Origin of the sequence: Gordonia sp. N1V (genome assembly GCF_029269935.1) — a bacterium.
Taxonomy (GTDB): domain Bacteria; phylum Actinomycetota; class Actinomycetes; order Mycobacteriales; family Mycobacteriaceae; genus Gordonia; species Gordonia polyisoprenivorans.
In genome coordinates this window covers 1-26353 of the sequence record NZ_JARJDD010000001.1, presented here as the reverse complement: position 1 = coordinate 26353, position 26353 = coordinate 1, and the positions used below count along the sequence as shown (strand labels likewise).

24 protein-coding genes are annotated in these 26353 nt (G+C 66.9%); 20 read left to right on the top strand and 4 right to left on the bottom strand.

What is annotated here, in order from left to right; all coding sequences use genetic code 11:
- The first annotated feature begins 83 nt into the window (after positions 1-83).
- A complete protein-coding gene (uvrA, locus tag P3L18_RS00120; protein WP_006371207.1) occupies positions 84-2963 on the top strand; it encodes an excinuclease ABC subunit UvrA in 2880 nt (959 codons plus the stop codon).
- A gap of 57 nt (positions 2964-3020) precedes the next feature.
- Here the strand turns inward: uvrA and P3L18_RS00115 are convergent, their stop codons facing one another.
- Positions 3021-3413, bottom strand: coding sequence for a nuclear transport factor 2 family protein (locus tag P3L18_RS00115; RefSeq protein WP_276112900.1), 393 nt, complete (start codon positions 3411-3413; stop codon positions 3021-3023).
- Between the two features lie 4 nt (positions 3414-3417).
- Positions 3418-3747 (bottom strand): PspA domain-containing protein, encoded by a 330-nt coding sequence (locus P3L18_RS00110; RefSeq protein ID WP_276112899.1) that lies wholly within the window; start codon positions 3745-3747, stop codon positions 3418-3420.
- A 114-nt stretch (positions 3748-3861) separates the two neighbouring features.
- Between P3L18_RS00110 and P3L18_RS00105 the strand changes: the two genes are divergently transcribed.
- The gene (locus P3L18_RS00105; RefSeq protein ID WP_276112898.1) at positions 3862-4659 is read left to right on the top strand and encodes a carbon-nitrogen hydrolase family protein; all 798 of its coding nucleotides are present in this window, start codon (positions 3862-3864) and stop codon (positions 4657-4659) included.
- Here the strand turns inward: P3L18_RS00105 and P3L18_RS00100 are convergent.
- Positions 4592-5131, bottom strand: a complete 540-nt coding sequence (locus P3L18_RS00100; protein WP_276112897.1) for a LysE family transporter — start codon at positions 5129-5131, stop codon at positions 4592-4594. The genes P3L18_RS00105 and P3L18_RS00100 overlap by 68 nt on opposite strands.
- A 153-nt stretch (positions 5132-5284) precedes the next feature.
- Here P3L18_RS00100 and P3L18_RS00095 point away from each other — a divergent pair, with 153 nt between their 5' ends.
- A complete protein-coding gene (locus P3L18_RS00095; protein ID WP_276112896.1) occupies positions 5285-5719 on the top strand; it encodes an Lrp/AsnC family transcriptional regulator in 435 nt (144 codons plus the stop codon).
- A gap of 70 nt (positions 5720-5789) precedes the next feature.
- On the opposite strand, the gene P3L18_RS00090 is transcribed toward P3L18_RS00095, so the two are convergent.
- Entirely contained in the window at positions 5790-6227 is a 438-nt protein-coding gene (locus tag P3L18_RS00090) for a DUF1844 domain-containing protein (RefSeq protein ID WP_276112895.1), read from the bottom strand.
- Positions 6228-6468: 241 nt separating this feature from the next.
- On the opposite strand from P3L18_RS00090, the gene infC reads away from it, so the two are divergent.
- The 17 genes from infC to tyrS all read left to right on the top strand — a co-directional run bounded on the left by infC (position 6469) and on the right by tyrS (position 26025).
- Positions 6469-7116, top strand: a complete 648-nt coding sequence (gene infC / locus P3L18_RS00085; protein WP_081482531.1) for a translation initiation factor IF-3 — start codon at positions 6469-6471, stop codon at positions 7114-7116.
- 111 nt (positions 7117-7227) lie between these two features.
- Positions 7228-7422 carry a 50S ribosomal protein L35 gene (gene rpmI / locus P3L18_RS00080; RefSeq protein ID WP_006371199.1) on the top strand — a complete coding sequence of 65 codons (195 nt, stop codon included), beginning with the start codon at positions 7228-7230 and terminating at the stop codon, positions 7420-7422.
- Positions 7423-7456: 34 nt separating this feature from the next.
- Entirely contained in the window at positions 7457-7837 is a 381-nt protein-coding gene (gene rplT, locus P3L18_RS00075; RefSeq protein ID WP_006371198.1) for a 50S ribosomal protein L20, read from the top strand.
- A 44-nt stretch (positions 7838-7881) separates the two neighbouring features.
- Positions 7882-8697: an RNA methyltransferase gene (locus P3L18_RS00070; RefSeq protein ID WP_205741407.1), complete on the top strand. Its 816-nt coding sequence runs from the start codon at positions 7882-7884 to the stop codon at positions 8695-8697.
- Positions 8698-8902: 205 nt separating this feature from the next.
- Entirely contained in the window at positions 8903-9979 is a 1077-nt protein-coding gene (gene pheS, locus P3L18_RS00065) for a phenylalanine--tRNA ligase subunit alpha (protein WP_276112894.1), read from the top strand.
- A 44-nt stretch (positions 9980-10023) separates the two neighbouring features.
- On the top strand, positions 10024-12495 hold the full coding sequence (gene pheT, locus P3L18_RS00060; RefSeq protein WP_276112893.1) for a phenylalanine--tRNA ligase subunit beta: 2472 nt from the start codon (positions 10024-10026) through the stop codon (positions 12493-12495).
- 87 nt (positions 12496-12582) lie between these two features.
- On the top strand, positions 12583-13620 hold the full coding sequence (gene argC / locus P3L18_RS00055; RefSeq protein WP_079929902.1) for an N-acetyl-gamma-glutamyl-phosphate reductase: 1038 nt from the start codon (positions 12583-12585) through the stop codon (positions 13618-13620).
- Positions 13617-14876 carry a bifunctional glutamate N-acetyltransferase/amino-acid acetyltransferase ArgJ gene (gene argJ, locus P3L18_RS00050; RefSeq protein WP_006371193.1) on the top strand — a complete coding sequence of 420 codons (1260 nt, stop codon included), beginning with the start codon at positions 13617-13619 and terminating at the stop codon, positions 14874-14876. The genes argC and argJ overlap by 4 nt, the downstream gene beginning before the upstream one ends.
- Positions 14873-15874: an acetylglutamate kinase gene (gene argB / locus P3L18_RS00045; RefSeq protein ID WP_006371192.1), complete on the top strand. Its 1002-nt coding sequence runs from the start codon at positions 14873-14875 to the stop codon at positions 15872-15874. Before argJ ends, argB begins: the two co-directional genes overlap by 4 nt.
- Positions 15871-17076: an acetylornithine transaminase gene (locus tag P3L18_RS00040; RefSeq protein WP_276112892.1), complete on the top strand. Its 1206-nt coding sequence runs from the start codon at positions 15871-15873 to the stop codon at positions 17074-17076. The genes argB and P3L18_RS00040 overlap by 4 nt, the downstream gene beginning before the upstream one ends.
- Positions 17073-17996, top strand: coding sequence for an ornithine carbamoyltransferase (gene argF, locus P3L18_RS00035; RefSeq protein WP_079929899.1), 924 nt, complete (start codon positions 17073-17075; stop codon positions 17994-17996). Before P3L18_RS00040 ends, argF begins: the two co-directional genes overlap by 4 nt.
- On the top strand, positions 17993-18505 hold the full coding sequence (locus P3L18_RS00030; protein WP_014360211.1) for an arginine repressor: 513 nt from the start codon (positions 17993-17995) through the stop codon (positions 18503-18505). The genes argF and P3L18_RS00030 overlap by 4 nt, the downstream gene beginning before the upstream one ends.
- 134 nt (positions 18506-18639) lie before the next feature.
- Positions 18640-19842 (top strand): argininosuccinate synthase, encoded by a 1203-nt coding sequence (locus P3L18_RS00025; protein WP_020171036.1) that lies wholly within the window; start codon positions 18640-18642, stop codon positions 19840-19842.
- Positions 19835-21277, top strand: a complete 1443-nt coding sequence (argH, locus tag P3L18_RS00020) for an argininosuccinate lyase (RefSeq protein ID WP_276112891.1) — start codon at positions 19835-19837, stop codon at positions 21275-21277. The genes P3L18_RS00025 and argH overlap by 8 nt, the downstream gene beginning before the upstream one ends.
- Before the next feature lie 122 nt (positions 21278-21399).
- Positions 21400-24387 carry an AMP-binding protein gene (locus P3L18_RS00015; protein ID WP_276113128.1) on the top strand — a complete coding sequence of 996 codons (2988 nt, stop codon included), beginning with the start codon at positions 21400-21402 and terminating at the stop codon, positions 24385-24387.
- 57 nt (positions 24388-24444) lie between these two features.
- Entirely contained in the window at positions 24445-24660 is a 216-nt protein-coding gene (locus P3L18_RS00010) for a Trm112 family protein (protein WP_014360207.1), read from the top strand.
- Between the two features lie 63 nt (positions 24661-24723).
- Positions 24724-26025 carry a tyrosine--tRNA ligase gene (gene tyrS / locus P3L18_RS00005; protein ID WP_276112890.1) on the top strand — a complete coding sequence of 434 codons (1302 nt, stop codon included), beginning with the start codon at positions 24724-24726 and terminating at the stop codon, positions 26023-26025.
- Positions 26026-26353 lie beyond the last annotated feature (328 nt).

The following is a 26353-nucleotide window of genomic DNA, read 5'->3' as shown; positions in this document are numbered from 1 at the left end:
GGAATTTGTCGGTGGCTCCCGCTACGGTCATGCGCGCGGGGCGCCATGCGCCCGGACATTCGAGTTCTTGAGATAGGAATGCAGTGGTTGATCGCCTGATCGTCCGCGGAGCCCGTGAGCACAACCTGCGCGGAATCGACGTGGACCTGCCGCGTGACAGTCTGATCGTCTTCACCGGTCTGTCCGGGTCGGGGAAGTCCTCGCTGGCCTTCGACACGATCTTCGCCGAGGGCCAGCGCCGCTACGTCGAGTCGCTCTCGGCATATGCGCGTCAGTTCCTGGGCCAGATGGACAAACCCGACGTCGACTTCATCGAAGGCTTGTCCCCGGCGGTCTCGATCGACCAGAAGTCGACCAACCGCAATCCGCGGTCGACGGTCGGCACGATCACCGAGGTATACGACTACCTGCGACTGCTCTACGCGCGCGCCGGCAAGGCGCACTGCCCGGTGTGCGGCGCGGAGATCGCCAAACAGACACCCCAGCAGATCGTCGACCAGGTTCTCGAGATGGGGGAGGGCACCCGCTTCCAGGTCTTGGCGCCGGTCGTCCGTACCCGCAAGGGCGAGTTCGTGGATCTGTTCGCCGAACTCCAGACGCAGGGCTTCTCCCGTGCGCGGATCGACGGCAAGGTCCATCCATTGGCGGAGCCGCCGAAACTCAAGAAGCAGGAGAAGCACGACATCGAGGTCGTCGTGGACCGCCTGGTGGTCAAGAGCAGTGCCAAGCAGCGATTGACCGACTCGGTGGAGACGGCGCTGCGCCTGGCCGACGGCATCGTGGTGCTCGACTTCGTCGACCTCGACGCCGACGATCCGCACCGCGAGCGACGCTTCTCCGAGCGGATGGCCTGCCCGAATGGGCACCCCATCGCGATCGACGATCTCGAGCCCCGATCGTTCTCGTTCAACTCCCCGTACGGAGCATGTCCCGAATGCGACGGTCTCGGCGTCCGCAAGGAGATCGACGAGGATCTCGTCGTGCCCGACCCCGATCTCGCCTTGTCGGACGGCGCGATCGCGCCGTGGTCGTCGGGACACAATGCGGACTACTTCCTGCGACTGATGGGCGGCCTGGCCGACCAGATGGGTTTCGACGTCGACACCCCGTGGAAGAAGTTGCCCGCCAAGGCACGCAACGCGCTGCTCAACGGCAGTGACCATCAGGTTCACGTCAAGTTCCGCAACCGATACGGCCGCACCCGCTCGTACTACACCGAGTTCGAGGGCGTGATGGCCTTCCTCAGCAGGCGGATGGATCAGACCGAGTCCGAGCAGATGAAGGAGCGTTACGAGGGGTACATGCGCGACGTGCCGTGCCCCGCGTGTGGTGGGGCCCGCCTGCGACCGGAGATCCTGTCGGTGACCCTCGACCATCCGACCGACGGGCCCCGATCGATCGCGCAGGTCTGCGAACTCTCGATCTCCGAATGTGCGACGTACCTCGACGGTCTGTCCCTCGATGCCCGGCAGAAGGCGATCGCCGGCCGCGTTCTCAAAGAAGTACAGGCTCGCATCCGGTTCCTGCTCGACGTGGGCCTGGAGTACCTGTCGCTCGAACGCGCGGCCGGGTCGTTGTCCGGTGGCGAAGCACAACGCATCCGCCTTGCCACCCAGATCGGTGCAGGGCTGGCCGGGGTGCTCTACGTCCTCGACGAGCCGTCGATCGGGCTGCACCAGCGCGACAACCGACGACTCATCGACACGCTGACCCGCTTGCGCGATCTCGGCAACACGCTGATCGTCGTCGAACACGACGAGGACACCATCCGCGCGGCCGATTGGATCGTCGACATCGGCCCCCGGGCCGGTGAACACGGTGGTGAGGTCGTGCACTCGGGCAGCTACAAGGAACTGCTCAAGAATCGGAAGTCGTTGACGGGCAACTATCTTGCGGGTCGAGACACCCTTCCGGTGCCGGCGATCCGACGGCCGATCACCAAGAACCGGCACATCACGGTTGTCGGGGCGCGCGAACACAATCTGCGGGGCATCGATGTGACGTTCCCGCTCGGTGTGCTCACCGCCGTGACGGGAGTGTCCGGGTCGGGGAAATCGACCCTGGTCAACGACATACTCGCCACGGTCCTCGCCAACAAGCTCAACGGCGCTCGACAGGTCCCGGGCCGGCACACGCGGGTCAACGGGTTGGGAAACCTCGACAAGCTCGTTCAGGTGGACCAGTCGCCGATCGGACGCACCCCGCGTTCCAACCCGGCGACCTACACCGGCGTCTTCGACAAGATCCGAACCCTGTTCGCAGCCACCACCGAGGCCAAGGTGCGCGGCTATCAGCCGGGTCGGTTCTCGTTCAACGTCAAGGGCGGCCGGTGCGAGGCGTGCACCGGTGAGGGCACGATCAAGATCGAGATGAACTTCCTGCCCGATGTCTACGTGCCATGCGAGGTGTGCCACGGGGCGCGGTACAACCGCGAAACTCTCGAGGTCCACTACAAGGGCAAGACCATCTCGGAGGTTCTCGACATGCCGATCGAGGAGGCCGCCGAGTTCTTCGAGCCGGTGACCTCGATTCACCGCTACCTCAAGACACTGGTCGAGGTCGGGCTCGGTTACGTCCGGCTCGGGCAGCCGGCGCCGACCTTGTCCGGCGGTGAGGCGCAACGCGTGAAGCTCTCCGCCGAACTCCAGAAACGGTCGTCGGGACGCACCGTCTACATCCTCGACGAGCCGACCACCGGCCTGCACTTCGAGGACATCAAGAAACTGCTCGCGGTGATCAACGGACTGGTCGACAAGGGCAACACCGTGATCGTCATCGAGCACAATCTCGACGTGATCAAGACCGCCGACTGGGTGATCGACATGGGGCCCGAGGGTGGAACCGGGGGCGGCCTGGTCGTCGCGGAGGGCACTCCGGAGGAGATCGCCGACACCCCGGAGAGCCACACCGGCAAGTTCCTCGCCGAGATCCTCGACGACGAGCGGGTCGCCTCGGCCGGCTGACGGCGCCCTTCAGTTCGCCGACAGCGCTCACGTATCCGCCGACGGTGCTCGTGGCGGTCAGTCGTCGTAGTTGTCGAAGGCTTTCATCGAGCTCCAGTTCGGCCAGGTCAACTCCCACAGGCGGTGGATGCGTCGACCTCGGAACGTCGCGACGAACATCACTTCGATGTCGGTGGCAGCCTCGTCGGGACGTTTCGTCGTGATCCAGAGTCGCCCGGCGAGGCGACCGGAATCCTCGACCCATGCCTCGTCGTCGTAACGCACCGAGTAGGTGATGGGCGTCGAATAGACGCGCGCATGGCCGGCGTGGAAGGCGTCGTAGTCCTGCGTCTGGCCATTGGTGACGAGGATGAAATCTCGGTCGTAGTACTTATCCACCATCGAGATGTTCTTGGCCTCCACCATTCGCGTGAACATCTCTCGCATCACCGCTTGGAGTGGAGGTGCCATCGCGTCACCCACCCATCGACTTCCGGATCTCCTCGAGTCGTTTCTTCGCGGCCTCATCGCGCTTGCGCATCATCTCGTCCACCTGCTGACCTTCGGGGGTCCCTTCGGCCAGCTCTTGTGACCCGATCGCCGTCGCGATCCGATTCTCGATCTTGTCGCGCACGAAATCGAATGTGGGAACACCGGATTCGGTGTAGTCGGGGTCCGGGATCGACGGCGTGCCGGCGAACTGTCCGGGCGTCGTGGGTGGTACGACCACCTCGGCGTCGATGATCTCGTCCTCAGGTCCACCGGGCCCGGTGTGGGAGGATGCCGACTCGCCAGATTCCGTCATGACCTCCACCCTATGCGCGCCCGGGGACGGCTGTATGCGCTTGCCGAGCGGTGACGAACGAACCGGGACCGGAGACGGTGTGCGGACAGGTACCGAGCGCCTCACACTGAGAAGATGGCGGTCGACGGCTCGGTTCTGCGGGTAGCGGTGGCGCAGCCGGGTGACGGTTCGTCACTGAGGGATAGCGCGCGTCGCCACGCCGGTCTGATCCGGCGTGCCGGCGCCGATCTGATCGTTTTTCCCGAACTGTCTCTCACCGGGTATCACCTCGACGCACGCGATGTCGCCGTCGACGCGACCGAACTCGGGGTGATCGCCGACGCCTGCCACGACAGCGGGTGCACGGCGCTGATCGGCGCGCCGATCAGCGAGAACGGGCAACGTTACATTGCTGTCCTCCGCGTCGATTCGACGACGACATCGGCGGTCTATCGGAAGTGCTTCCCCGGTGCGGACGAGAGTCCGCACTTCGCGGCCGGGCCGGGGCCCTGTGCCATCACGGTGCAGGGATGGTCGATCGGGCTCGGTATCTGCCGCGACACCGGGGTGGCAGCGCACGTGGCCGACACGGCTGCGCTCGATATCGATCTGTACGCGTGTGGCGTCGTCCACCACCGGTGGGAGTTGGACGAACAACGGCGCCGCACGGCTCGGATCGCCGAGGCGTGTCGGTCGCCGGTGGCGATGGCGAGTGCTGCCGGCAGAACGGGCGGCGGCTACGACCTGCCGGCCGCACATTCGGCGATTGTCACTTCCGCAGGGGAGATCGCGGCCGATGCCGGCACCGCCGTGGATGCGGTGGTGGCGTGCGACCTTCAGTTGCGCCGGGCACTTGGCCCGGCGGTCATGCGTGAGCCATACCCGCCATGGCCAACGCAGCGCCCAGGAGACCGACAACGAGATACCCCATGATCGTCAGCCCGCGCCGGAGTCGAGAACCCGCTCTGGATCCGAGTAGCGCACCCACGGTCACCAGTCCGGACTGCCAACTCAGCGAGGCCGCGATGACCCCGACGACAAATGCGATCCGCGCCACGGGAGGCAGCGGGCCGGTGGAGACCGCCACTGCAGAGAAGTAGACGAAGGTCGCCGGGTTGATCGCGGTCAAGCCGAAGAACACCAGGAATCGGCGGCCGGTTCGGGTCCGCCGATTCGGCAAGGCCGTCGTCGCTGTCGGGGATCGACGTCGGATGCCCATCACCGCGATGACGATGAGAACCACTCCGCCGAGCACCTCGGGGAGCGCACCGAGTCGGCGGACCTCCGGTACCACGATGTTTCCGACGACGACCGACGCGAGCGCGTAGAGACCGTCCACCGAGGCGACCCCGACAGCCGCAGGCAGTCCGCGGCGAATGCCCGCGCTGACACCTTCGTGGATCAACGGAATCCCGACCGCCCCCGAGTGGCATCGCCACACCGAGCCCGGTCAGAAGTCCCATACCCATCGCACTCAGCGCCTCCCACATGCTGTCGACCCTGAGGCGCCGGCCCGACACGGACGAGAGGTTGAGCAGCGGAGTGCACAATCTTCTGTATGGACGACATCGACAGACAAATTCTCGGCATTCTTGCCACCGATGGCCGAGCATCGTTCAGTCACATCGGTCGAGTCGTCGGCCTGAGTACCAACGCTGCGGCCTCCCGTGTCAGGCGACTCGAAAGTGACGGCGCGATCCTCGGGTATCGAGTGGTGCTCGCCGATGCCGCCGAGGTCGACGTCCCGGTCACCTCGATCGAGGCCTTCGTCGACATCCGATTACGCGAGGGCGTCGACTCGGAGGGATTTCTGGATTGGGCCGGACACGATCCGGCGGTGCTCGACGCCGTTCACGTGACAGGCTTGTTCGACTACCTGCTGCGCATCCGGGGGTCGGGAACCGCGGACCTCGATCGCTTTCTTCGCAGGGTCAAATCAGAGGGCGGGGCCGGTGGCTCACAGACCCGAATCGCTTTGCGCCCCAGGGACTGACGAGTGCGGTGTGAGTCGGCGCAACCGGTTGTGGGTCGGTGGCGCACGATGAGCGGAACGCGACGCGGTCTCAGCGCCGGCGGTCGCGCACCGGCCCGGTGTACTTCTCGCCCGGTCCTTCGCCGGGCTCGTCCGGGTATGCGCTCGCCTCGCGGAATGCGAGCTGCAGCTGCTTGAGTCCGTCGCGGATGGGTGCGGCGTGGATGCCGAGGTCTGCGCGTGAAGCGTCGACCAGTCCGGCGAGTGCGTGGATGAGTCGCCGGGCCTCGTCGAGGTCCACGTCGGACTCCGCAGCGCCCTCGGCGAGTCCCAGTTTCTCCGCCGACGCGCTCATGAGCATCACGATGGCCTTGGTGATGACCTCGATCGCCGGAATATCAGCCAGGTCGCGGACGTTGTCACCGTCGGCAATGGAAGGGTTCGACTCGGTCGGCCCGGAGCCCGTCGTCCCGCCGGCAGGCCCGTCACCTGCGGCGTCGTCGGAGGGCGAATAGGTGTTTCCGGTCATGACTGTTAGACTTCCATAGCACGACCGCCCCGGTTCGCCGGGGTTGCAAGTGGAGTCAGGCTCCCACCGCTACGACGCGCCATTGGCGCAGTTGTACGGTCCGGTCCCAAAGGCCCAGGTCAGCCGCATGGCTGCGTGGGTCGGATACGCCGAGCGTATTCGAGTGGACCGGTCGGCGTTGGAGCCCTGCCGTTGATCTCTCGAGATCATCGCGGGGCTTTTTTGCTGAGCCCTTCTCCTCCTGCGCCCGACTCATCGCGGCGGCCGACCTGTTCGGAATTATCAAGGAGGCCCCATCAGCACTGAGACCCGCATCAACGAGCGCATCCGCGTACCGGAGGTCCGACTCGTCGGACCGAATTCGGAGCAGGTGGGCATCGTGCGTGTTGAAGATGCGCTCCGCCTGGCCTACGAGGCCGATCTGGATCTGGTCGAGGTCGCACCCGACGCCCGCCCGCCGGTGTGCAAGATCATGGACTACGGCAAGTTCAAATACGAAGCCGCCCAGAAGCAGCGCGAGGCGCGTCGTAACCAGCAGATGACCGTCATCAAGGAGCAAAAGCTCCGCCCGAAGATCGACGACCACGATTACGAGACCAAGAAGGGTCACGTCATCCGGTTTTTGAAGGACGGGTCCAAGGTGAAGGTCACCATCATGTTCCGTGGACGCGAGCAATCGCGACCCGAGCTCGGATTCCGGCTCCTGCAGCGTCTCGGCAACGACGTTGCCGACTACGGCTTCATCGAGACCTCGGCCAAGCAGGACGGACGGAACATGACGATGGTCCTCGCCCCGCACAAGGGAGCGAAGACCCGCGTCAAGGCGCAACAGCAGTCGCAACGCCCGCCGCGGCAGGCCGGCGACGACAGCGCCGACGCCACGAGCTAGTCGACACCGGCGTCGACTGCCCCGGGCGTCGACGCACGGACAGACCATCGCGAACCCAGCGCGCCCGCCGGAGCGGGCGCCGCTGGAGTTCGCCCTAACGAAGGAAGACACATGCCGAAGAGCAAGACCCACAAGGGCACCGCGAAGCGCTTCAAGGTGACCGGCAGCGGCAAGATCGTGCGCCAGAAGGCCAACCGTCGCCACCTGCTGGAGCACAAGCCCTCCCGTCGGACCCGTCGTCTCGACGGCACGACCGTTGTGAGCGAGAACGACGCACCGCGCATCAAGCGCCTGCTCAACCGCTGACGCCCTGACCACCACCGAGAAGAGGATTGACTAAATGGCACGCGTGAAAAGGGCTGTCAACGCCCAGAAGAAGCGTCGGACGACCCTGGAGGCCTCCAAGGGATACCGCGGTCAGCGTTCGCGCCTGTACCGCAAGGCCAAGGAGCAGCAGCTCCACTCGCTGACCTACGCCTACCGGGACCGTCGCGCCCGCAAGGGTGAGTTCCGCAAGCTGTGGATCGCGCGCATCAACGCCGCGGCCCGCGCCAACGACATCACCTACAACCGCTTCATCCAGGGCCTCAAGGCCGCGGGTGTCGAGGTCGACCGCAAGGTGCTCGCCGACATCGCCGTCACCGACCCGGAGGCCTTCACCGGTCTCGTCGAGGTCGCGCGTAAGGCGCTGCCCGCCGACGTCAACGCGCCGGCCGCCTGATCACCACGTAGTTCGCGTTGGTGCAGACCGACAACACACGACCCGTGACGGACGTTCTCTCGGAACGCTCGTCGCGGGTCGTGTCGTTGGCGAAGCTGCACAGGTCTGCCACACGCCGCACCGAGAAGCGGTTTCTCGTCGAGGGCGCCAACGCCGTCGACGCTGCGCTGGCGACCGGCCGCGCCCGTTCGGTGCTGGTCCGGGACGACGCCGAGGATCGTTTCGGCGAGCTTCTCGATCGGGCGAGAGCACATTCCGTGCCCGTGCACCGGCTGTCCGACCGGGCCGCGGCGAAATTGGCCGAGACCACCACGGCGCCGGGGGTGTTCGCCGAATGTGATCTCCTCACCGTCGATCTCGACGAGGTGCTCGCCGGATCGCCCCGGTTGCTCGCCGTTGCGGTCGAGCCGCGTGAGCCCGGCAACGTCGGCACGCTGATCCGATGCGCCGACGCGATGGGCGCCGACGCGGTCGTCCTGCTCGGTGACGCCGTCGACCCGCACAACGGCAAGGCGGTCCGCGCGAGCGCGGGAAGTGTTTTCCACATCCCGGTGGTGCGCGAATCGGACACGACCGCCGCGCTGCGGGCATTGCGCGCCGACGGCATCCTCACCCTGGCCACCGCGGCCGACGGTGAACTGAGCCTCGACGACGCCGACGACGTGTTCACCGGGCCGGTGGCGTGGCTGTTCGGCAACGAGGCCCACGGATTGCCCGGCACCCTGCTCGCCGATGCCGACCACCGCGTGGCCATTCCGATCCACGGTCACGCCGAAAGCCTCAATCTTGCTGCGGCCAGCGCGATCTGCCTCTATTCGGCGGCTCGCATCCAGCATCGTCGGTCGGCGTCGTCGGACTGAGACCACACTTCGGTCCGCCGACCGAGTCCGACCGCACTCGCAGTATGCGCGCGCAGGCGTCGGACACCCCGGTCGGCGCGGCGACCTGCGCCGGTGCGTCCACATCGGGTCGACTAGTCTGGGATGTCGATGTCCGCCGTCGCGCATTGCGTGATCCGCCAGACGTGACAATCCGGACGTGACGACACCGAGGAGATCACCACACGTGGCCAGCTCAGCCGACCGCCCCGCCGACCAGGGTTCCGAGGACCTGCGGTTCCCGGAACCATCGGAACTCGACGCCGCCGCCTCCGCCGCGGTGTCGGCGTTCGAGGCGGCGGGCGATCTCGATGCCCTCGCGCTCGCGAAGACCGCGCACCTCGGTGACCGCTCACCGATCGCACTGGCCCGGCGCGCGCTCGGCAGTCTGCCGAAGGACCAGCGGTCGTCGGCGGGCAAGGCCGTCAACGAGGTTCGCGGTCGGGTGTCGGCGGCCTTGGACGCGCGGACCGCTCAACTCGAGGCGGAGCGGGATGATGCCGTCCTGGTCGCCGAATCGGTCGACGTGACCCTGCCCAGCCGTCGACGCCCCCTCGGTGCCCGTCACCCGATCACGGTCATCTCCGAGCAGGTCGCCGATGTCTTCGTCGCGATGGGCTGGGAGATCGCCGAAGGTCCGGAGGTCGAGACCGAGCACCACAATTTCGACGCCTTGAACTTCCTGCCCGATCACCCCGCTCGCTCGATGCAGGACACGTTCTACATCGCGCCCGAGGGGTCGCGACAGGTGCTGCGCACCCACACCTCCCCGGTTCAGGTGCGGTCGATGCTCACCCGCGACGTCCCGATCTACGTCGCATGTCCGGGGCGCACCTTCCGGACCGACGAGCTCGACGCCACCCACACGCCGGTGTTCCACCAGATCGAGGGTCTCGCCGTCGACAAGGGCCTGACGCTGGCCAATCTGCGCGGCACCCTCGAGGTCTTCGCGCGGGCACTGTTCGGTCCGGAGACCACGACGCGGATGCGAGCAAGCTACTTCCCGTTCACCGAGCCGTCCGCCGAGGTCGACGTGTGGTTCCCCGCCAAGAAGGGCGGCCCGGGCTGGGTGGAGTGGGGAGGTTGCGGCATGGTGAACCCGAATGTGTTGCGCGCCAGCGGAATCGATCCCGACGTCTATTCCGGATTCGCCTTCGGGATGGGTCTGGAACGCACCCTGCAGTTCCGCAATGACATCTCCGACATGCGCGACATGGTCGAGGGTGACGTCCGCTTCTCCCTGCCGTTCGGCCCTGCGATCTGATCGCGCCACCCGACACCGCAAACGATCGAAAGTAGCTGATTGACGTGCGTGCCCCACAGTCCTGGTACACCGAGGTGTTGCGAGCCGGCGACCCGACCTGGTCGGCGACCGCCGAGGAGATCGACGCCGGATTCGTGCGCGTCGGCTTCGAGATCGAGGACATCGACGTCTTCCCGACGATCACCGGCCCCCTGGTCATCGGCCGGGTGGAGACGATCGAGGAACTGACCGAATTCAAGAAGCCCATCCGCTTCTGCACCGTCGCGGTCGGCGAGGCGGAACCCCGTGGAATCGTGTGCGGTGCACGCAACTTCGCCGAGGGCGACCTCATCGTGGCGGCATTGCCCGGTACCGTGTTGCCGGGCCCGTTCGAGATCGCCTCGCGCAAGACCTACGGGCGTATCTCCGACGGAATGATCTGCTCGGTCTCGGAATTGGGGATCGGCACCGACCACAGCGGCATCCTCGTGCTCGCACCGGGCACCGCCGAGCCGGGTGCCGATGCGCGTGAGGTCCTCGGACTCGACGACACCGCCATCGACGTCAACGTCACCCCCGATCGTGGCTATGCCTTCTCCGTCCGCGGGCTCGGACGTGAACTCGCAAGCAGTTTCTCGGTACCCTTCATCGATCCGGGCCTGCCCGGCGAGGCCATCGTCGCCGGCGGTGATCCGTGGCCGGTGGCCATCGAACCGGGATCCGCCGCCACCCGTTACACCGCGCGCCTGATCGCCGGGGTCGACGCGACCGCCATCTCGCCGTGGTGGATGCAGAAGCGTCTGATGGTGGCCGGGGTGCGGCCGATCTCGGCGGTCGTCGATGTCACCAATTACGTGATGCTCGAACTCGGTCAGCCGTTGCACGCCTTCGACGCCGACAAGCTCACCGGAACCGTCACCGTGCGCAACGCCGCGGCGGGAGAAAAGCTCACCACCCTCGACGGCGTGGTGCGCACACTCGATCCCGAGGATGTCGTCATCGCCGACGACAGCGGTCCGATCGCCCTCGCCGGGTTGATGGGCGGCGCCGACACCGAGGTCGGGTCGGAGACCACCCGGGTTCTGCTGGAGTCGGCCACCTTCGATCCGGTTCGGGTGTTCCGGACCGGCAAGCGCCACAAGCTGACCTCGGAGGCCACCAAACGGTTCGAGCGCACCGTCGACCCCGAGATCACCGCGGTCGCCTCGGATCGCGGTTCGGCGCTCATCGTGGAACTCGCCGGCGGTGAGGTCGCCTCCCCGCTGTCGGACCTTCGCGTGCATGTCGATGCGCCGCAGCCGATCTCGATCGCTGCCGACGAACCCGACCGCACCGCCGGGGTGACCTATGCGCCGGGCACCACCGCGGCGCGATTGACCGAGGTCGGCTGCACCGTCACCGGCACCGACCCGCTCGAGGTGATCCCCCCGTCGTGGCGCCCCGACCTACGTCAGCGCGCCGATCTCGTCGAGGAGGTGCTGCGGCTCGAGGGTCTCGAGGACATCCCGGCAGTCCCGCCCACCGCGCCCGCGGGGACTGGTCTGACTCCCGCGCAGCGTCGGCGACGCGGCATCGGGCGGACACTCGCCCTCGACGGCTTCGTCGAGGTGCTGCCGTACCCGTTCATGCCGGCCGGCATCTTCGACCAGTGGGATCTCCCGGCCGACGACGAGCGACGACGCACGGTGAAGGTGCTGAATCCGTTGGAGTCCGATCGGCCGGAACTCAACACGACCCTGTTGCCCGGCCTGCTGGAAATGGCTGCGCGCAACATCTCTCGTGGTCAGCGCGACCTGTCGCTGTTCACCATCGGGCAGGTCGTCATCGCCGGTGACAACGTCGTTCCGGTCGGGGCCCTCGACGTGACCCGGCGCCCGACCGACGAGCAGATCGCCGCACTCGACGCCTCCCTGCCGCACCAACCGTTGCACGTGGCCACGGTCCTGACGGGGCTGCGCGACCCGGCGGGTCCGTGGGGCCAGGGGCGCGCGGCGGATCATCTCGACGCCTTCGAGGCGGCCCGCACGATCGGCCGCGCCGCCGGTGTGACGGTGGAATTGTCGGCCGACGATCATCGTCCCTGGCATCCCGGCCGCTGCGCTCGAGTGACGGTGAACGGGACGACCGTCGGATACGCCGGGGAACTACATCCCGCGGTCCTCGAACGCGCCGGGCTCCCCAAACGGCTGTGTGCGGTGGAGATCGACATCGATGCGCTGCCGTTGTCGGTGAACCTGCCGGCGCCGAGTATCAGTGTGTTCCCGGCCGTCCTGCAGGACGTCGCGGTGGTGGTCGGCGACTCGGTGCCCGCAGCCGAGGTCGAGAAGGCGTTGCGCGACGGGGCCGGTGATCTCCTCGAGGCGATCGAACTGTTCGACGTGTTCACCGGCGCCCAGGTGGGCGACGGACACAAGTCGCTGACTTTTGCGCTGCGCTTCCGTGCGGCGGACCGTACGCTCACCGAGGACGAGGCCAGCAGTGCCAAGCTCGCCGCGGTCGAGACGGCGAGCGAACGTCTCGGAGCACGTTTGCGCTGATCGAGGGAGAGCCCTGTCTCCACGCGGTCGAGGCGAGGCCACCGGGGTCGGTGTGAATTGATTTGCACCGCCATGCATAATGATTGCATGACGATCAAGGTGGCGGTCGCCGGTGCGAGCGGCTATGCGGGCGGTGAGATCCTACGACTACTGTGCGGTCACCCCCGACTGCGTTCGGGTGAGCTGGAGATCGGCGCGTTGACCGCGGGTGGCAACGCCGGCAGCACGCTCGGCACCCTTCATCCCCATCTGCTCCCGCTGGGCGATCGTGTGCTGGAGGAGTCGACACCGGAGGTCCTCGCGGGCCACGACGTGGTCTTCCTCGGCCTGCCGCACGGGACGTCGGCAGCGATCGCGGATGCCCTTCCGCCCACGACGTTGATCATCGACTGCGGTGCCGACTTCCGGTTGCGTGACAGTGCCGACTGGACTGCGTACTACGGGGGACAACACGCGGGCACCTGGCCGTACGGCATGCCCGAGCTGCCGGGCAACCGCGAAATCCTCTCCGGCGCCAGCCGTATCGCGGTTCCGGGCTGCTACCCGACGGTCTCGATCCTGTCATTGCTGCCGGCGGTCGCCGCGGGGTTGGTCGAACCGGCGGTCACCGTGGTCGCCGTCAGCGGGACCTCCGGTGCGGGGCGCACGCCCAAGGTCGACCTGCTGGCCGCCGAGGTGATCGGGTCGGCACGGGCCTACGGCGTCGGCGGTGTGCACCGGCACACCCCGGAGATCGCGCAGGCACTCTCGGCTGCCGCCGACATGCCGGTGACCGTGTCCTTCACCCCTGTTCTGGTCCCGATGTCACGGGGCATTCTGGCCACCTGCACCGCCCGTACCTCGGCGACTTCTGACGATGTGCGCGCAGTCTATGAAAAGGCTTATGCGGATGAGCCTTTCGTGCACCTTCTGCTGCCCGGGTCCCTGCCGACGACCGGTTCGGTGATCGGATCCAATGCGGTGCAGTTGGCGGTGACCGTCGACGAGCGCGCAGGCACTCTCGTCGCGGTCGGCGCTATCGACAACCTCACCAAGGGCACCGGCGGTGCTGCGGTGCAGTCGATGAATCTGGCGCTGGGCTGGGACGAGACCGAGGGTTTGAGCACCGTGGGGGTGGCACCGTGACCACATCGGATGATCGGATCGACACCGACGATCGCATTGCCGGCGGAGCGCCGCTGGACGCACCGCGATTGGTGCGGGAACAAGGCGTGACGGCCCCGCTCGGGTTTCGGGCTGCCGGGATCGCGGCCGGTATCAAGGCATCCGGCAAAGAGGATCTTGCACTGGTCTTCAACGAGGGCCCCGACTACGCCGCAGCCGGTGTGTTCACCCGCAACCAGGTCAAGGCCGCGCCCGTCCTGTGGTCGCAGCAGGTACTCACCACGGGCCGACTACGCGCGGTGATCCTCAACTCCGGCGGCGCGAATGCGTGCACCGGACCCGGCGGATTCCAGGACACCCACACCACCGCGGAGGCCGTCGCGGAGGCACTGAGCAACTGGGGCACCGAGACCGGTGCCGTCGAGGTCGCCGTCTGCTCCACCGGCTTGATCGGCGATCGTCTGCCGATGGACAAGGTGCTCGCCGGCGTCACCGAGATCGTCCACGAGATGGGGGGCGGTCTGTCCGGGGGAACCGACGCCGCCTACGCCATCATGACCACCGACACCGTGCCCAAACAGGTTGCGCTGCACCACCCGCAGGGATGGAACGTCGGCGGGATGGGCAAGGGTGCGGGAATGCTCGCCCCGTCACTGGCCACCATGCTTTGCGTGCTGACCACCGACGCTCGCGCGTCCGCCGAGCAACTCGACACCGCCCTGCGGCGGGCAACGGCGCTGACCTTCGATCGACTCGACGTCGACGGTGCCACCTCGACCAACGACACCGTGCTGTTGCTCGGTTCCGGCGCCAGCCAGATCCCGGTCGATCAAGCAGATCTCGACGCCGCCGTGCTGGCGGTGTGCGACGATCTGGCCGCCCAGCTGATGGCCGACGCCGAGGGCGTCACCAAACGCGTCACCATCACCGTCGCCGGTGCGCGGACCGAGGACGACGCGATCACCATCGCACGGACCGTGGCCCGCGACTCGCTGGTGAAGACCGCACTGTTCGGCTCCGATCCGAACTGGGGTCGCGTGCTCGCCGCGGTGGGGATCGCGCCGGTCACCATCGACCCCGACCGGATCTCGGTGTCGTTCAACGGCAATGCCGTCTGCGTCGACGGTGCCGGCGCACCCGGTGCGCGTGAGGTGGACCTGTCGGGCGCCGACATCGCCGTGCGCATCGAGCTGGGACTCGGCGAGGCGTCCGGTTCCATCCGCACCACCGACCTGTCGCATGCCTACGTCGAAGAGAACTCGGCGTACTCGTCATGAGCCTCGACGGGGTGGATCCCGGGGCCGTGAATGCCGGGGGCGCCGATCGCACGGACGCCGGCCTCGACAAGGCACAGGTGCTTGCCGAGGCGCTACCGGCGATGCAGTCCCTTGCCGGTGCGACCGTGGTGGTCAAATACGGCGGCAACGCGATGGTCGACGACGAACTCAAGCGCGCATTCGCCGCGGACATGGTCTTCCTGCGTGCCTGCGGAATGCATCCGGTCGTCGTGCACGGCGGCGGTCCGCAGATCTCGGCGATGCTGCAGCGGCTGGGGTTGTCGGGGGAGTTCCGCGGCGGGTTCCGCGTCACCACCCCCGAGGTGATGGACGTCGCCCGCATGGTGCTGTTCGGTCAGGTCGGACGAGAACTGGTGGGACTCATCAACACCCACGGTCCGTACGCGGTCGGCCTGACCGGTGAGGATGCGCACCTGTTCACCGCGACGCGCCGGACCGTGATGGTCGACGGCGTGGCCACCGATATCGGACTGGTCGGTGACATCACGTCGGTGAACACCTCTGCGGTTCTCGATCTCGTTGCGGCCGGACGTATCCCGGTGGTCTCGACGATTGCCCCGGATCGTGACGGCGTCGTGCACAACATCAACGCCGACACCGCCGCCGGGGCGCTCGCCGAAGCGCTCGGTGCGTCGCGGTTGGTGATGCTGACCGACGTCGAGGGGTTGTACACGGACTGGCCCGATCGGGGGTCGTTGGTGTCGCGGATCGACGTCGAGCAGGTCGCGAAGCTGTTGCCGCGCCTCGATTCCGGCATGGTGCCCAAGATGGAGGCGTGCCTGCGGGCGGTGACCGGCGGAGTCGGCGCGGCGCACGTGATCGACGGCCGTGTGCCGCATGCGGTGCTCGCCGAGCTGCTGACGTCGAGTTCGGCGGGTACCACCGTCGTGCCGTACCGAACCGGCGCCGGTTCGGTCACCGAACCGGCATCCCGAGCTCACCCCGACACCTCTGATCCGAAGGCCACGACCTCATGACCGCACCCTGGCAGCAGCGGTGGACGACCGCGCTGATGAACAACTACGGCACCCCCGCGCTCACCCTCGAGCGTGGCGCGGGTGCGCACGTGTGGGATGCCGACGGTAACCGCTACCTCGACCTCCTCGGCGGAATCGCCGTGAACGCGCTCGGACATGCCCATCCCGCGATCATCGACGCCGTCGCGAACCAGCTCGGAACACTCGGCCATGTGTCGAACCTCTACATCAACGAGCGCGTCGTCGAACTGGCCGAACGGCTGCTCGACAAGTTCGGGCAGCCCGGCCGGGTGTTCTTCTGCAATTCCGGGACCGAGGCCAACGAGGCGGCGTTCAAACTCGCCCGGCGTACCGGTCGACCGCAGATCATCGCTGCCGACAAGGCATTTCACGGTCGAACGATGGGCGCGCTGGCCATGACCGGACAGCCCGCCAAGCGCGAGCCCTTCGAGCCGATGCCGCCCGGTGTCGACTTCGTGCCCTATGGCGACGCGGCGGCGCTCGAGTCGGCGGTGTCGGAACGAACGGCTGCGGTCATCCTCGAACCGATCCTGGGCGAGTCCGGTGTGGTGGTGCCGCCGGCGGACTATCTCGCGCACGCCAGGCGGATCACGTCCGAGCACGGCGCGTTGCTGATCCTCGACGAGGTACAGACGGGAATCGCGCGTACCGGGACCTTTTTCGCCCACCAGGCGGTGGGCGTCGTCCCCGACGTGATGACCTTGGCCAAGGGGCTCGGGGGCGGTCTACCGATCGGCGCGTGCCTCGCCACCGGCGACGCCGCCGACCTGTTCACGCCCGGTCAGCACGGCACCACCTTCGGGGGAAATCCGGTCAGTGCCGCGGCAGCACTTGCGGTGCTGCGGGTGATCGACGACGAGGGGTTGCTCGACCATGTCGCCGCGGTGGGTAAGGCGATCGCCACCGGGGTCGAGGATCTCGGACATCCGCTGATCGACCATGTCCGCGGGTCCGGTCTGCTGCTCGGGATCGCGCTCACCGAGCCGATCGCCGCGCGCGTCGAGAACGCCGCGCGTGGCGGCGGTTTTCTCATCAATGCACCGGCGCCCGACGTCGTGCGCCTCGCGCCGCCGCTGATCCTCACCGAGGAGCAGGGTCGCGAATTCGTCTCGGCCTTACCGGGTTTCCTCGATGCCGCTGCTCACGATGCCGCAGCTCACGATGCGAAGGAGAAGGCATGACCCGCCACTTCCTCCGGGACGACGACCTGACCCCCGACGAGCAGGCCGAGGTCCTCGCGCTCGCCGCGGAGGTCAAGCGCAACCCGTTCGCGCACCGTCCTTTGGAGGGCCCGCGGGGGGTCGGTGTGATCTTCGACAAGAACTCGACGCGCACCAGGTTCTCGTTCGAGATGGGCATCGCCCAACTCGGTGGCCACGCCGTCGTCGTCGATGGGCGTACCACCCAACTCGGTCGTGATGAATCGCTCGCCGACACCGGCCGGGTGCTGTCGCGTTTCGTCGACGCGATCGTCTGGCGGACCTTCGGTCAAGATCGTCTCGACGAGATGGCCTCGACCGCAACGATTCCCGTGATCAATGCGTTGTCCGACAGCTTCCATCCGTGCCAGGTCCTCGCCGATCTGCAGACGATCATCGAACGCAAGGGAGCCACCGCGGGCCTGCGGATGACCTATCTCGGCGATGGTGCGAACAACATGGCGCATTCGCTGGCGCTCGGCGGTGTGACCGCCGGGATGCATGTGACGATCAGTGCGCCGGAGGGCTTTTCGCCGGACCCCACGGTGATCGCCGACACCGAGAAACGTGCGCAGCTGACCGGCGGTTCGGTCCAGGTGATCGAGGACCCGGTGCGCGCGGTCACCGGCGCCGACGTGCTGGTCACCGACACCTGGGTCTCGATGGGGCAGGAGGACGACGGAAAAGACCGCAAGGCCCCGTTCCGGCCGTACCAGATCAACGCCGAGCTGCTGGCCCGGGCAGCGTCGGATGCGGTTGTGCTGCACTGTCTGCCCGCTCATCGGGGCGACGAGATCACCGACGAGGTGATCGACGGTCCGGCGAGTGTGGTGTTCGACGAGGCCGAGAACCGGCTCCACGCACAGAAGGCATTGCTGATCTGGTTGCTGGGGCACCAATGACGGCGTCGAGCAGGCCCGAACAGCCCGAGACGCGGTTGGCCTCCACCAGGGCCGGTCGCCACGCCCTGATCGTCGACATCCTCGCCAAGAACCAGGTGCGCAGTCAGTCGGAGTTGCAGAATCTGCTCTCCGCTCGCGGCATCGACGCCACCCAGGCGACCATCTCCCGCGATCTCGACGAACTCGGTGCGGTGAAACTGCGTGCCGCCGACGGCGGGGTCGGCGTCTATGTGGTGCCCGAGGACGGGTCGCCGGTGCGCGGGGTCTTCGGCGGGACCGATCGGCTCTCCCGGTTGCTGTCGGAATTGCTGGTCTCCACCGACGCCAGTGGCAATCTTGCGGTGTTGCGGACACCGCCGGGAGCGGCGCACTACCTCGCGAGCGCGATCGATCGGGCGAGCCTGCCCGATGTGGTCGGCACCATCGCCGGCGACGACACCATCTTCGTCTGCGCCCGTGACCCGATCGACGGCGCCGAACTGGCCCGACGAATCGAGGGTCTCGTGTGACAACCGCACGTCGCAGGGGACCCGACAACCAGCCCTGATCACCGCGAGTCCGCTTCGGCGGACCCCGATCACCCTCAGCCAACCGCGCATCCGAGAATGGATGTGCACATTCGAAACAGGAGTTCACTGAAGACATGGCCGAACGCGTCGTACTTGCATACTCGGGCGGACTGGACACCTCGGTCGCCATCAGCTGGATCGGCCGGGAGACCGGCAAGGAGGTCGTCGCCGTCGCGCTCGACCTCGGCCAGGGCGGCGAGGACATGGAGGTCGTGCGTCAGCGAGCCCTCGACTGCGGTGCGGTCGAGGCGGTGCTCGTCGACGCGCGCAACGAGTTCGCCGACGACTACTGTCTGCCGGCGATCACCTCCAACGCTCTCTACATGGACCGCTATCCGCTGGTCTCGGCGTTGTCGCGACCGCTGATCGCCAAGCACCTGGTGACCGCGGCGCGTGACCACGGCGGCACCGTGGTAGCCCACGGCTGCACCGGCAAGGGCAACGACCAGGTGCGTTTCGAGGTCGGATTCGCCTCGCTCGCACCGGATCTGGAAGTCATCGCCCCGGTGCGCGACTACGCCTGGACCCGGGAGAAGGCGATCGCCTTCGCCGAGGAGAACGCGATCCCGATCAACGTCACCAAGAAATCCCCATTCTCGATCGACCAGAACGTGTGGGGCCGAGCGGTGGAGACCGGCTTCCTCGAGGACCTCTGGAATGCGCCGACCAAGGACGTCTACTCCTACACCGAGGACCCGACGATCAACTGGTCCTCGCCCGACGAGGTCATCATCACCTTCGACAAGGGCCGCCCGATCGCCATCGACGGCAGGCCGGTGAGCGTGCTCGACGCCATCGAGGAGCTCAACCGCCGCGCCGGGGCCCAGGGCGTCGGACGGCTCGACGTCGTCGAGGACCGGCTCGTGGGCATCAAGAGCCGTGAGATCTACGAGGCCCCGGGTGCGATGGTGCTCATCACCGCGCACGAAGAGCTCGAGCACGTCACCCTGGAGCGTGAGCTCGGACGGTTCAAGCGTCGCACCGACCAGAAGTGGGCCGAACTCGTCTACGACGGTCTGTGGTTCTCGCCGCTCAAGCGTTCGCTGGACACCTTCGTCGAGTCGACCCAGGAGCACGTCTCCGGTGACATCCGCCTGACATTGCACGGCGGACACATCGCGGTCAACGGTCGGCGCAGCGCCGAATCGCTGTACGACTTCAACCTCGCGACCTACGACGAGGGTGACAGCTTCGATCAGTCCGCGGCGCGCGGATTCGTCGAGTTGCACGGTCTGTCGTCGAAGATCGCGGCGCGCCGGGATCTGATCGGTGAGTGAGAAGGCCGGCGGCACCAACGAGGGTTCGCTCTGGGGTGGCCGATTCGCCGACGGCCCGGCCGCGGCAATGGCGGCGCTGAGCAAGTCGACGCATTTCGACTGGGTGCTGGCGCACTTCGACATCCGCGCTTCCAAGGCGCATGCGCGGGTGCTCAACGCGGCCGGACTGCTCGGCGATGACGACCTCACCGCGATGCTCGACGGTCTGGATCGTCTGGCCGCCGACGTCGCCGACGGCACCTTTGGTCCGGCGCCGTCGGACGAGGACGTCCACGGTGCCCTCGAGCGTGGACTGATCGAGCGGGTGGGCGCGGAGTTGGGCGGACGGCTGCGAGCAGGCCGGTCGCGCAATGATCAGGTGGCCACCCTGTTCCGGATGTGGGTGCGCGAAGCCATGAGTCGGGTCGCTCTCGGGGTGCTCGATGTGGTCGACGCGCTCACCACCCAGGCCGCCGCGCATCCTGATGCGGTGATGCCTGGCAAGACCCACCTGCAGGCGGCGCAGCCGGTCCTGCTGGCGCATCATCTGCTCGCCCACGCCCAGCCGCTGATCCGTGACATCGATCGCCTCCGTGACGCCGATCGACGGACCGCGGTGTCGCCGTACGGTTCCGGCGCCCTCGCCGGTTCGTCGCTCGGACTCGATCCCGGCGCGATCGCCACCGAACTGGGTTTCGACGCGCCGGCCGAGAATTCGATCGACGCGACATCGGCGAGGGATTTCGCCGCCGAGGCCGCGTTCGTCTTCGCGATGATCGCCGTCGACCTCTCGCGCCTGTCCGAAGAGGTGATCATCTGGAGCACACCGGAATTCGGTTATGTGACGTTGTCGGACGCGTGGTCGACCGGTAGTTCGATCATGCCGCAGAAGAAGAACCCCGATGTCGCCGAACTCGCACGCGGCAAGGCCGGGCGGCTCATCGGTGACCTGACCGGACTCATGGCCACCCTCAAGGCCCAACCACTGGCATACAACCGGGACCTCCAGGAGGACAAGGAGCCGCTGTTCGACGCGGTCGCCCAGCTCGAGTTGTTGCTTCCGGCGATCGCCGGGCTCGTCGGTACCCTGGAATTCCACGAGGAGCGGATGACCGAGCTCGCGCCCGCCGGATTCACCCTCGCCACCGATATTGCCGAATGGCTTGTGCGTCAAGGTGTTCCATTCCGGGTTGCGCACGAACTCGCCGGCGCCTGTGTTCGGGAGGCAGAGAAGCGGGGGGTCGGGCTCGACGAACTCGACGACGCCGCCTTCGCCGCGATCGATCCGGCACTCACCCCGCAGGTCCGTGAGGTGCTCACCGTCCGCGGGTCGATCGAGTCGCGTGACGCCCACGGCGGTACCGCACCGCGGCAGGTGCGGCGTCAGCTCGACGTGCTCGCCGAGGAGACCGCCCGACTGCGCACCTTCTGGCTGGACAGGCTGTCGGTCGGATAGTTCACGGCCGCCGTTGTCGCCGCGCCGGTGGCCGGACTGGCCGATAGCGGTCCGTCCGCCGAATCGGGTGGGTAGAGTGAGGGCCCACTGAGGAGGGGTGTCGATTGGGCGGAATTCCGGATGTGGGCGCGGTGGTCGGCCGCGTGGTCGCAACCGCACAGAACGGACTGGAGGTACTGCGTCTCGGTGGTCTGGAAACGGGCACGCAGCCTGCGCCCTTCGCGGTCGTGGAGACCGAGAAGATGTTCAAGCTGCGGCGGTACTTTCCCGGCGACGACGCCGACGGCCCGAACGTGGTGCTCATCCCGCCGATGATGGTGTCGGCGAACGTCTACGACGTCACCGAGCACAACGGGGCGGTGTCGATCCTGCATCGGCACGGGATCGTGCCGTGGGTGATCGATTTCGGGTCACCCGACACCGTCGAGGGCGGGATGGAACGCGACCTTGCCGACCACGTCGTCGCGGTGAGTCGGGCGATCGACCTGATCATCGATGCCACCGGCAAGGACGTTCACCTCGCCGGGTATTCACAGGGTGGGATGTTCGCGTACCAGACCGCCGCGTACCGACGTAGCAAGGGTCTCGCGAGCCTGATCACCTTCGGCAGTCCCGTCGACGTGCTCGCCGGCTTGCCGCTCGGACTACCGGCCGGGTTGGTGGTTCCCGGTGCCGAGATCCTCGCCGATCGCGTGGTCAGTCATCTGTGGGTACCCGGATGGTTGGCGCGCTTGGGATTCCAGATGCTCGACCCGGTCAAGACCGCGCGCAGCCGACTGGACTTCCTGCGGCAGCTCCACGACCGCGACGCCCTGCTGCCGCGTGAAGATCAACGGCGCTTCCTCGAATCCGACGGCTGGGTCGCATGGTCCGGCCCGGCGATCGCGGAGTTGTTGCGACAGTTCGTCGTTCACAACCGCATGGTGTCCGGTGGATTCGTCATCAACGGCGAACTGGTCACTCTCGCCGAGATCACCTGCCCCATCCTCGCGTTCGTCGGCGAGGCCGACGACATCGGCCAGCCGGCCGCGGTGCGGGGGATCGTCCGCGCTGCCCCCGACGCCGAGGTCTACGAATCACGGGTACCGGTAGGACATTTCGGACTCGTCGTGGGCAGTACCTCCGGCGCCCAGACGTGGCCGATCACCGCGGAGTGGATCGGGTGGCAGTCCGGCCTGCGCCCCAAGCCCGAGGGGCTGGAGACGATGACGGTTCCCGAGCCCGGTAGTGGGTCGGGGGTGAGCGTGGCGTCCCGCATCACCCACGGCCTCGGTGCGGTGGCCGACGCCGGCGCCGGGGTCTCCCGCGACCTGATGGGCATCGCCTCATCGCTGCAGCGGTCGTCGATCGCCGTCGCCCAGGAGTCGGTGCGCACCGTGCCCCGCCTCCTGCGACTCGGCCAGATCCAGGCCGGGACCCAGATCTCGCTGGGAAAGCTGATGTCGGAGAACGCCAAACGTGGCGCGCAGAAGGAACTGTTCCTGTTCGAGAACCGTGTGCTCACCCACGCGCAGGTGAACGTGCGCATCGACAACGTCGTCGCCGGTCTGGTGTCGTGCGGGATCCGTCCGGGCCAGCACATCGGCGTGCTGATGGATACCCGTCCCAGCGCCTTGGTCGTGGTGGCGGCGCTGTCGCGACTGGGCGCGGTGGCGGTGATGCTCTCGCCCGAGGGCGACATCGACGAAATGTTGCGTCTGTCCGACTGCGGCGTGGTGATCACCGACCCGAAGAACCTGGAGACCGCTGCGGCGCACAGTGATCGGGTGCTGATCCTGGGTGGAGGCAGTGGGGACACCCGGGTGATCGACCGTGCCGACGGTCACCGCATCGTCGACATGGAACAGATCGACCCCGAGGAGGTCGAGATGCCGGTGTGGTACCGGGCCGATCCCGGGTTGGCGGGCGATCTGGCGTTCATCCTCTTCACGCGGTCACAGGGCAAACTAGCGACCTGGCCCATCACCAACCATCGGTTCGCGATGTCGGCGTTCGGAGCAGCGTCGGCTGCCGGTCTGACCGATCGGGACACCGTGTACTGCCTTCCGCCGCTGCACCATGCGTCGGGGCTGCTCACCACACTCGGTGCCACCGTCGTCGGGCGCTCGCGTATTGCGCTGTCCAACGGTGTCGATGCCGAGACCTTTGCCGTGGAGGTTCGCCGCTACGGCATCACGGTCGTCTCCTACACGTGGACGATGATGCGCGAGATCGTCCGGTCGGAGAATTTCCACATCGCCGAGCACAATCCCATCCGGTTGTTCATCGGGTCGGGCATGCCCGTCGGACTGTGGGAGGACGTGCAGGCGGCTTTTCCGCGGGCGCGCGTACTCGAGTTCTTCGCGACCGCGGACGGCTCGGCCATTCTGGCCAATGTGGCCGGCGATCAAGCAGGGTCGATGGGACGTGAACTGCCGGAGACGAATCCGGTTCAGGTGGCCGCCTTTGACATCGAGAATTCACGTCTCGAGGTGGCGCCCAACGGATTCGTGAGGCGCGCCGACGCGGGGGAGGTCGGGCTCCTGCTGGCGCGCACCCGCTATCGGTTCGACATTTCCTCGACCGTGCTGCGAGATGTGTTCAGCCGCAATGATCGCTGGGAGGTGTCCGGTCACCTGTTCCGACGCGATTCCGACGGCGATCTGTGGTTCATGGGTTCGGCGGACTCGGCGGTGCGCTCGACCGACGGAATTCTGTATCTCCCGCCGATCGAGAATGCGCTGTCCCGGGTTCCCGGTGTCGATCAGGTCGTCGCCTACAGCGTGGGTGATCCCGGTGCGCAGCTGGCAATCGCGGCACTGACACTGAGACCCTCGATGAGGGAGGAGTCGCTGACCGTGACCAAGTTGCGGGTCGCTCTCGGCGAGTTGCCGGCTCCGCAGCGGCCCCATCTGATCCGGGTGGTCGAGGAGATCCCGGTATCGGACTCCTATCGACCGATGGCGACGGCGTTCGCCCGGGAGGGACTGCCACAGCCGGGCACGAAGGTCTGGTACCGCGACGTCGAGGGGCGTTACCGCAGGTACACCAGGTCGTCGGCAGCCAAGATCGCATGGAACGGCGCTGCACCCACGGAGGAGGCGGGCGAGGCCACCGGCACGATACGGTGAGGTCGACATGCAGCAACCGCAGTGTCGTGTGATCGTCGAACGAAGGGAATCAGCGGAATGTCGTCGCGTGCCGAGGCCATCGATCCGATCGTTCGGGAACGACTCGTGTGTCCGCAAGACCATGGCCCGCTGCTCGACGCAGGCGACGAGCTGTACAACCCGCGCCTTCACGTGGCCTACCGTATCGACGCCGACGGAATTCCCGTCATGCTCGCCGATGAGGCGAGAGCCGTCGACGATGCCGAGCATGCCACGTTGACCAGCGGTTCCTGATCGGCAGCCATCCCGCGCCTGCCCCTCGAACAGATTCCGAGTCCGGGGTGGGAAGATCGTCGGGTGAGTGCGCAGACGTCGGAGAACGCAGTGACCACCAGCGATATCCTCGAAGAGCTCGAATGGCGCGGTCTGATCGCGCAATCGACCGACCTCGATGAACTTCGTGCCACGCTGGACACCGGTCCCATCACCCTCTACGCCGGGTTCGATCCGACCGCGGCAAGTCTGCATGCCGGCCACCTCGTACCGCTGCTGACGTTGCGGCGCTTCCAGCTCGCCGGCCACCGACCTCTCGTGCTCGCCGGTGGCGCCACCGGACTCATCGGAGACCCACGCGAGGTGGGGGAGCGTTCCATGAACGCCGCCGATGTCGTCGAAGGGTGGGCGGACCGGATCGGCGGGCAACTGCGGCGGTTCGTCACCATCGACGACGCACCCAACAGCGCGGTTCTGGTGAACAACCTCGACTGGACCGGACCCATGTCGGTCGTCGACTTCCTCCGTGACCTGGGCAAGCACTTCTCGGTGAACGTGATGTTGGCGCGCGAGACCGTCAAACGACGCCTGGAGACCGACGGCATCAGTTACGCCGAGTTCAGTTACATCCTGCTGCAGTCCAACGACTACCTCCAGCTGCATCGACGACATGGCTGCTCACTCCAGATCGGCGGGTCCGATCAGTGGGGCAACATCATCGGCGGTGTGGATCTGGTGCGACGGGTCGACGGCGACGCTGTCCACGCGTTGACCGTGCCGCTGGTGACCTCCTCCGACGGGAAGAAATTCGGCAAGTCCACCGGCGGCGGTAGCCTCTGGCTCGATCCGGAGTTGACCAGCCCGTATGCGTGGTACCAGTATTTCGTCAACACCGCCGATGCCGACGTCGTGCGCTACCTGCGGTGGTTCACCTTCCTCGATCGTGAGGAAATCGCCGAACTCGAGCGCGCCACCGAGGAGACCCCACACCTCAGACTCGCGCAGAAGCGACTGGCAGCAGAGATGACGACGCTGATCCACGGCGCCGAGCACACCGCCGCCGTCCAGTTGGCCAGTCAGGCCCTGTTCGGTCGTGGGGATCTCGACGATCTCGACGAACAGACGCTGGCCGCCGCGCTGGGCGAAACCACGGTGGCCGACTACACCGGGACGCGGCCGACCATCATCGAGCTGTTGGTGGAGACCAAGTTGTGCGACAGCAACAAGGCTGCGCGGCGCGCGGTCGCCGAGGGCGGGGCGTACGTGAACAATGCGAAGATCTCCGACGAAGAGTGGCGACCGGCCGACTCGGATATGTTGCACGGCCGGTGGCTGGTCGTCCGGCGCGGCAAGAAGTCGTTCGCAGGCGCACGCATCGCCCGCTGACCTGGGGATTTGACGCGATGTTCCAACGCATGTAACTTTCTTGTTGCACCGCAGAGAGCAACTCCCCCGGGGCCGACAGGAATCGGGGGTTGGGCGATGTCCTCACCCCTTCGGAGTTGAGGACATCGGACCGCGGTGCGCCGGAACCGCGGTGAGGTCAGACAGGATTTGGCCGAAGCGCGAGGATCTGGCACACTGGACGAGTTGCCCGTGATTGGGTGGCGAATCCTGAACGACAACTCATTAATGTTCGCCCTTGTATCGGGTGGTGTTGGTGGGTGTGTGTTCTTTGAGAACTCGATAGTGTATTGGTGGATTGTTTGATGCC

Bases quoted from the DNA above. Each gene is read 5' to 3' on its own strand.
- P3L18_RS00115 (WP_276112900.1), bottom strand. From the start codon at position 3,413: ATGGCACCTCCACTCCAAGCGGTGATGCGAGAGATGTTCACGCGAATG.
- P3L18_RS00110 (WP_276112899.1), bottom strand. From the start codon at position 3,747: ATGACGGAATCTGGCGAGTCGGCATCCTCCCACACCGGGCCCGGTGGA.
- P3L18_RS00105 (WP_276112898.1), top strand. From the start codon at position 3,862: ATGGCGGTCGACGGCTCGGTTCTGCGGGTAGCGGTGGCGCAGCCGGGT.
- P3L18_RS00095 (WP_276112896.1), top strand. From the start codon at position 5,285: ATGGACGACATCGACAGACAAATTCTCGGCATTCTTGCCACCGATGGC.
- P3L18_RS00090 (WP_276112895.1), bottom strand. From the start codon at position 6,227: ATGACCGGAAACACCTATTCGCCCTCCGACGACGCCGCAGGTGACGGG.
- rpmI (WP_006371199.1), top strand. From the start codon at position 7,228: ATGCCGAAGAGCAAGACCCACAAGGGCACCGCGAAGCGCTTCAAGGTG.
- rplT (WP_006371198.1), top strand. From the start codon at position 7,457: ATGGCACGCGTGAAAAGGGCTGTCAACGCCCAGAAGAAGCGTCGGACG.
- argC (WP_079929902.1), top strand. From the start codon at position 12,583: ATGACGATCAAGGTGGCGGTCGCCGGTGCGAGCGGCTATGCGGGCGGT.
- argB (WP_006371192.1), top strand. From the start codon at position 14,873: ATGAGCCTCGACGGGGTGGATCCCGGGGCCGTGAATGCCGGGGGCGCC.
- P3L18_RS00040 (WP_276112892.1), top strand. From the start codon at position 15,871: ATGACCGCACCCTGGCAGCAGCGGTGGACGACCGCGCTGATGAACAAC.
- argF (WP_079929899.1), top strand. From the start codon at position 17,073: ATGACCCGCCACTTCCTCCGGGACGACGACCTGACCCCCGACGAGCAG.
- P3L18_RS00030 (WP_014360211.1), top strand. From the start codon at position 17,993: ATGACGGCGTCGAGCAGGCCCGAACAGCCCGAGACGCGGTTGGCCTCC.
- P3L18_RS00025 (WP_020171036.1), top strand. From the start codon at position 18,640: ATGGCCGAACGCGTCGTACTTGCATACTCGGGCGGACTGGACACCTCG.
- P3L18_RS00010 (WP_014360207.1), top strand. From the start codon at position 24,445: ATGTCGTCGCGTGCCGAGGCCATCGATCCGATCGTTCGGGAACGACTC.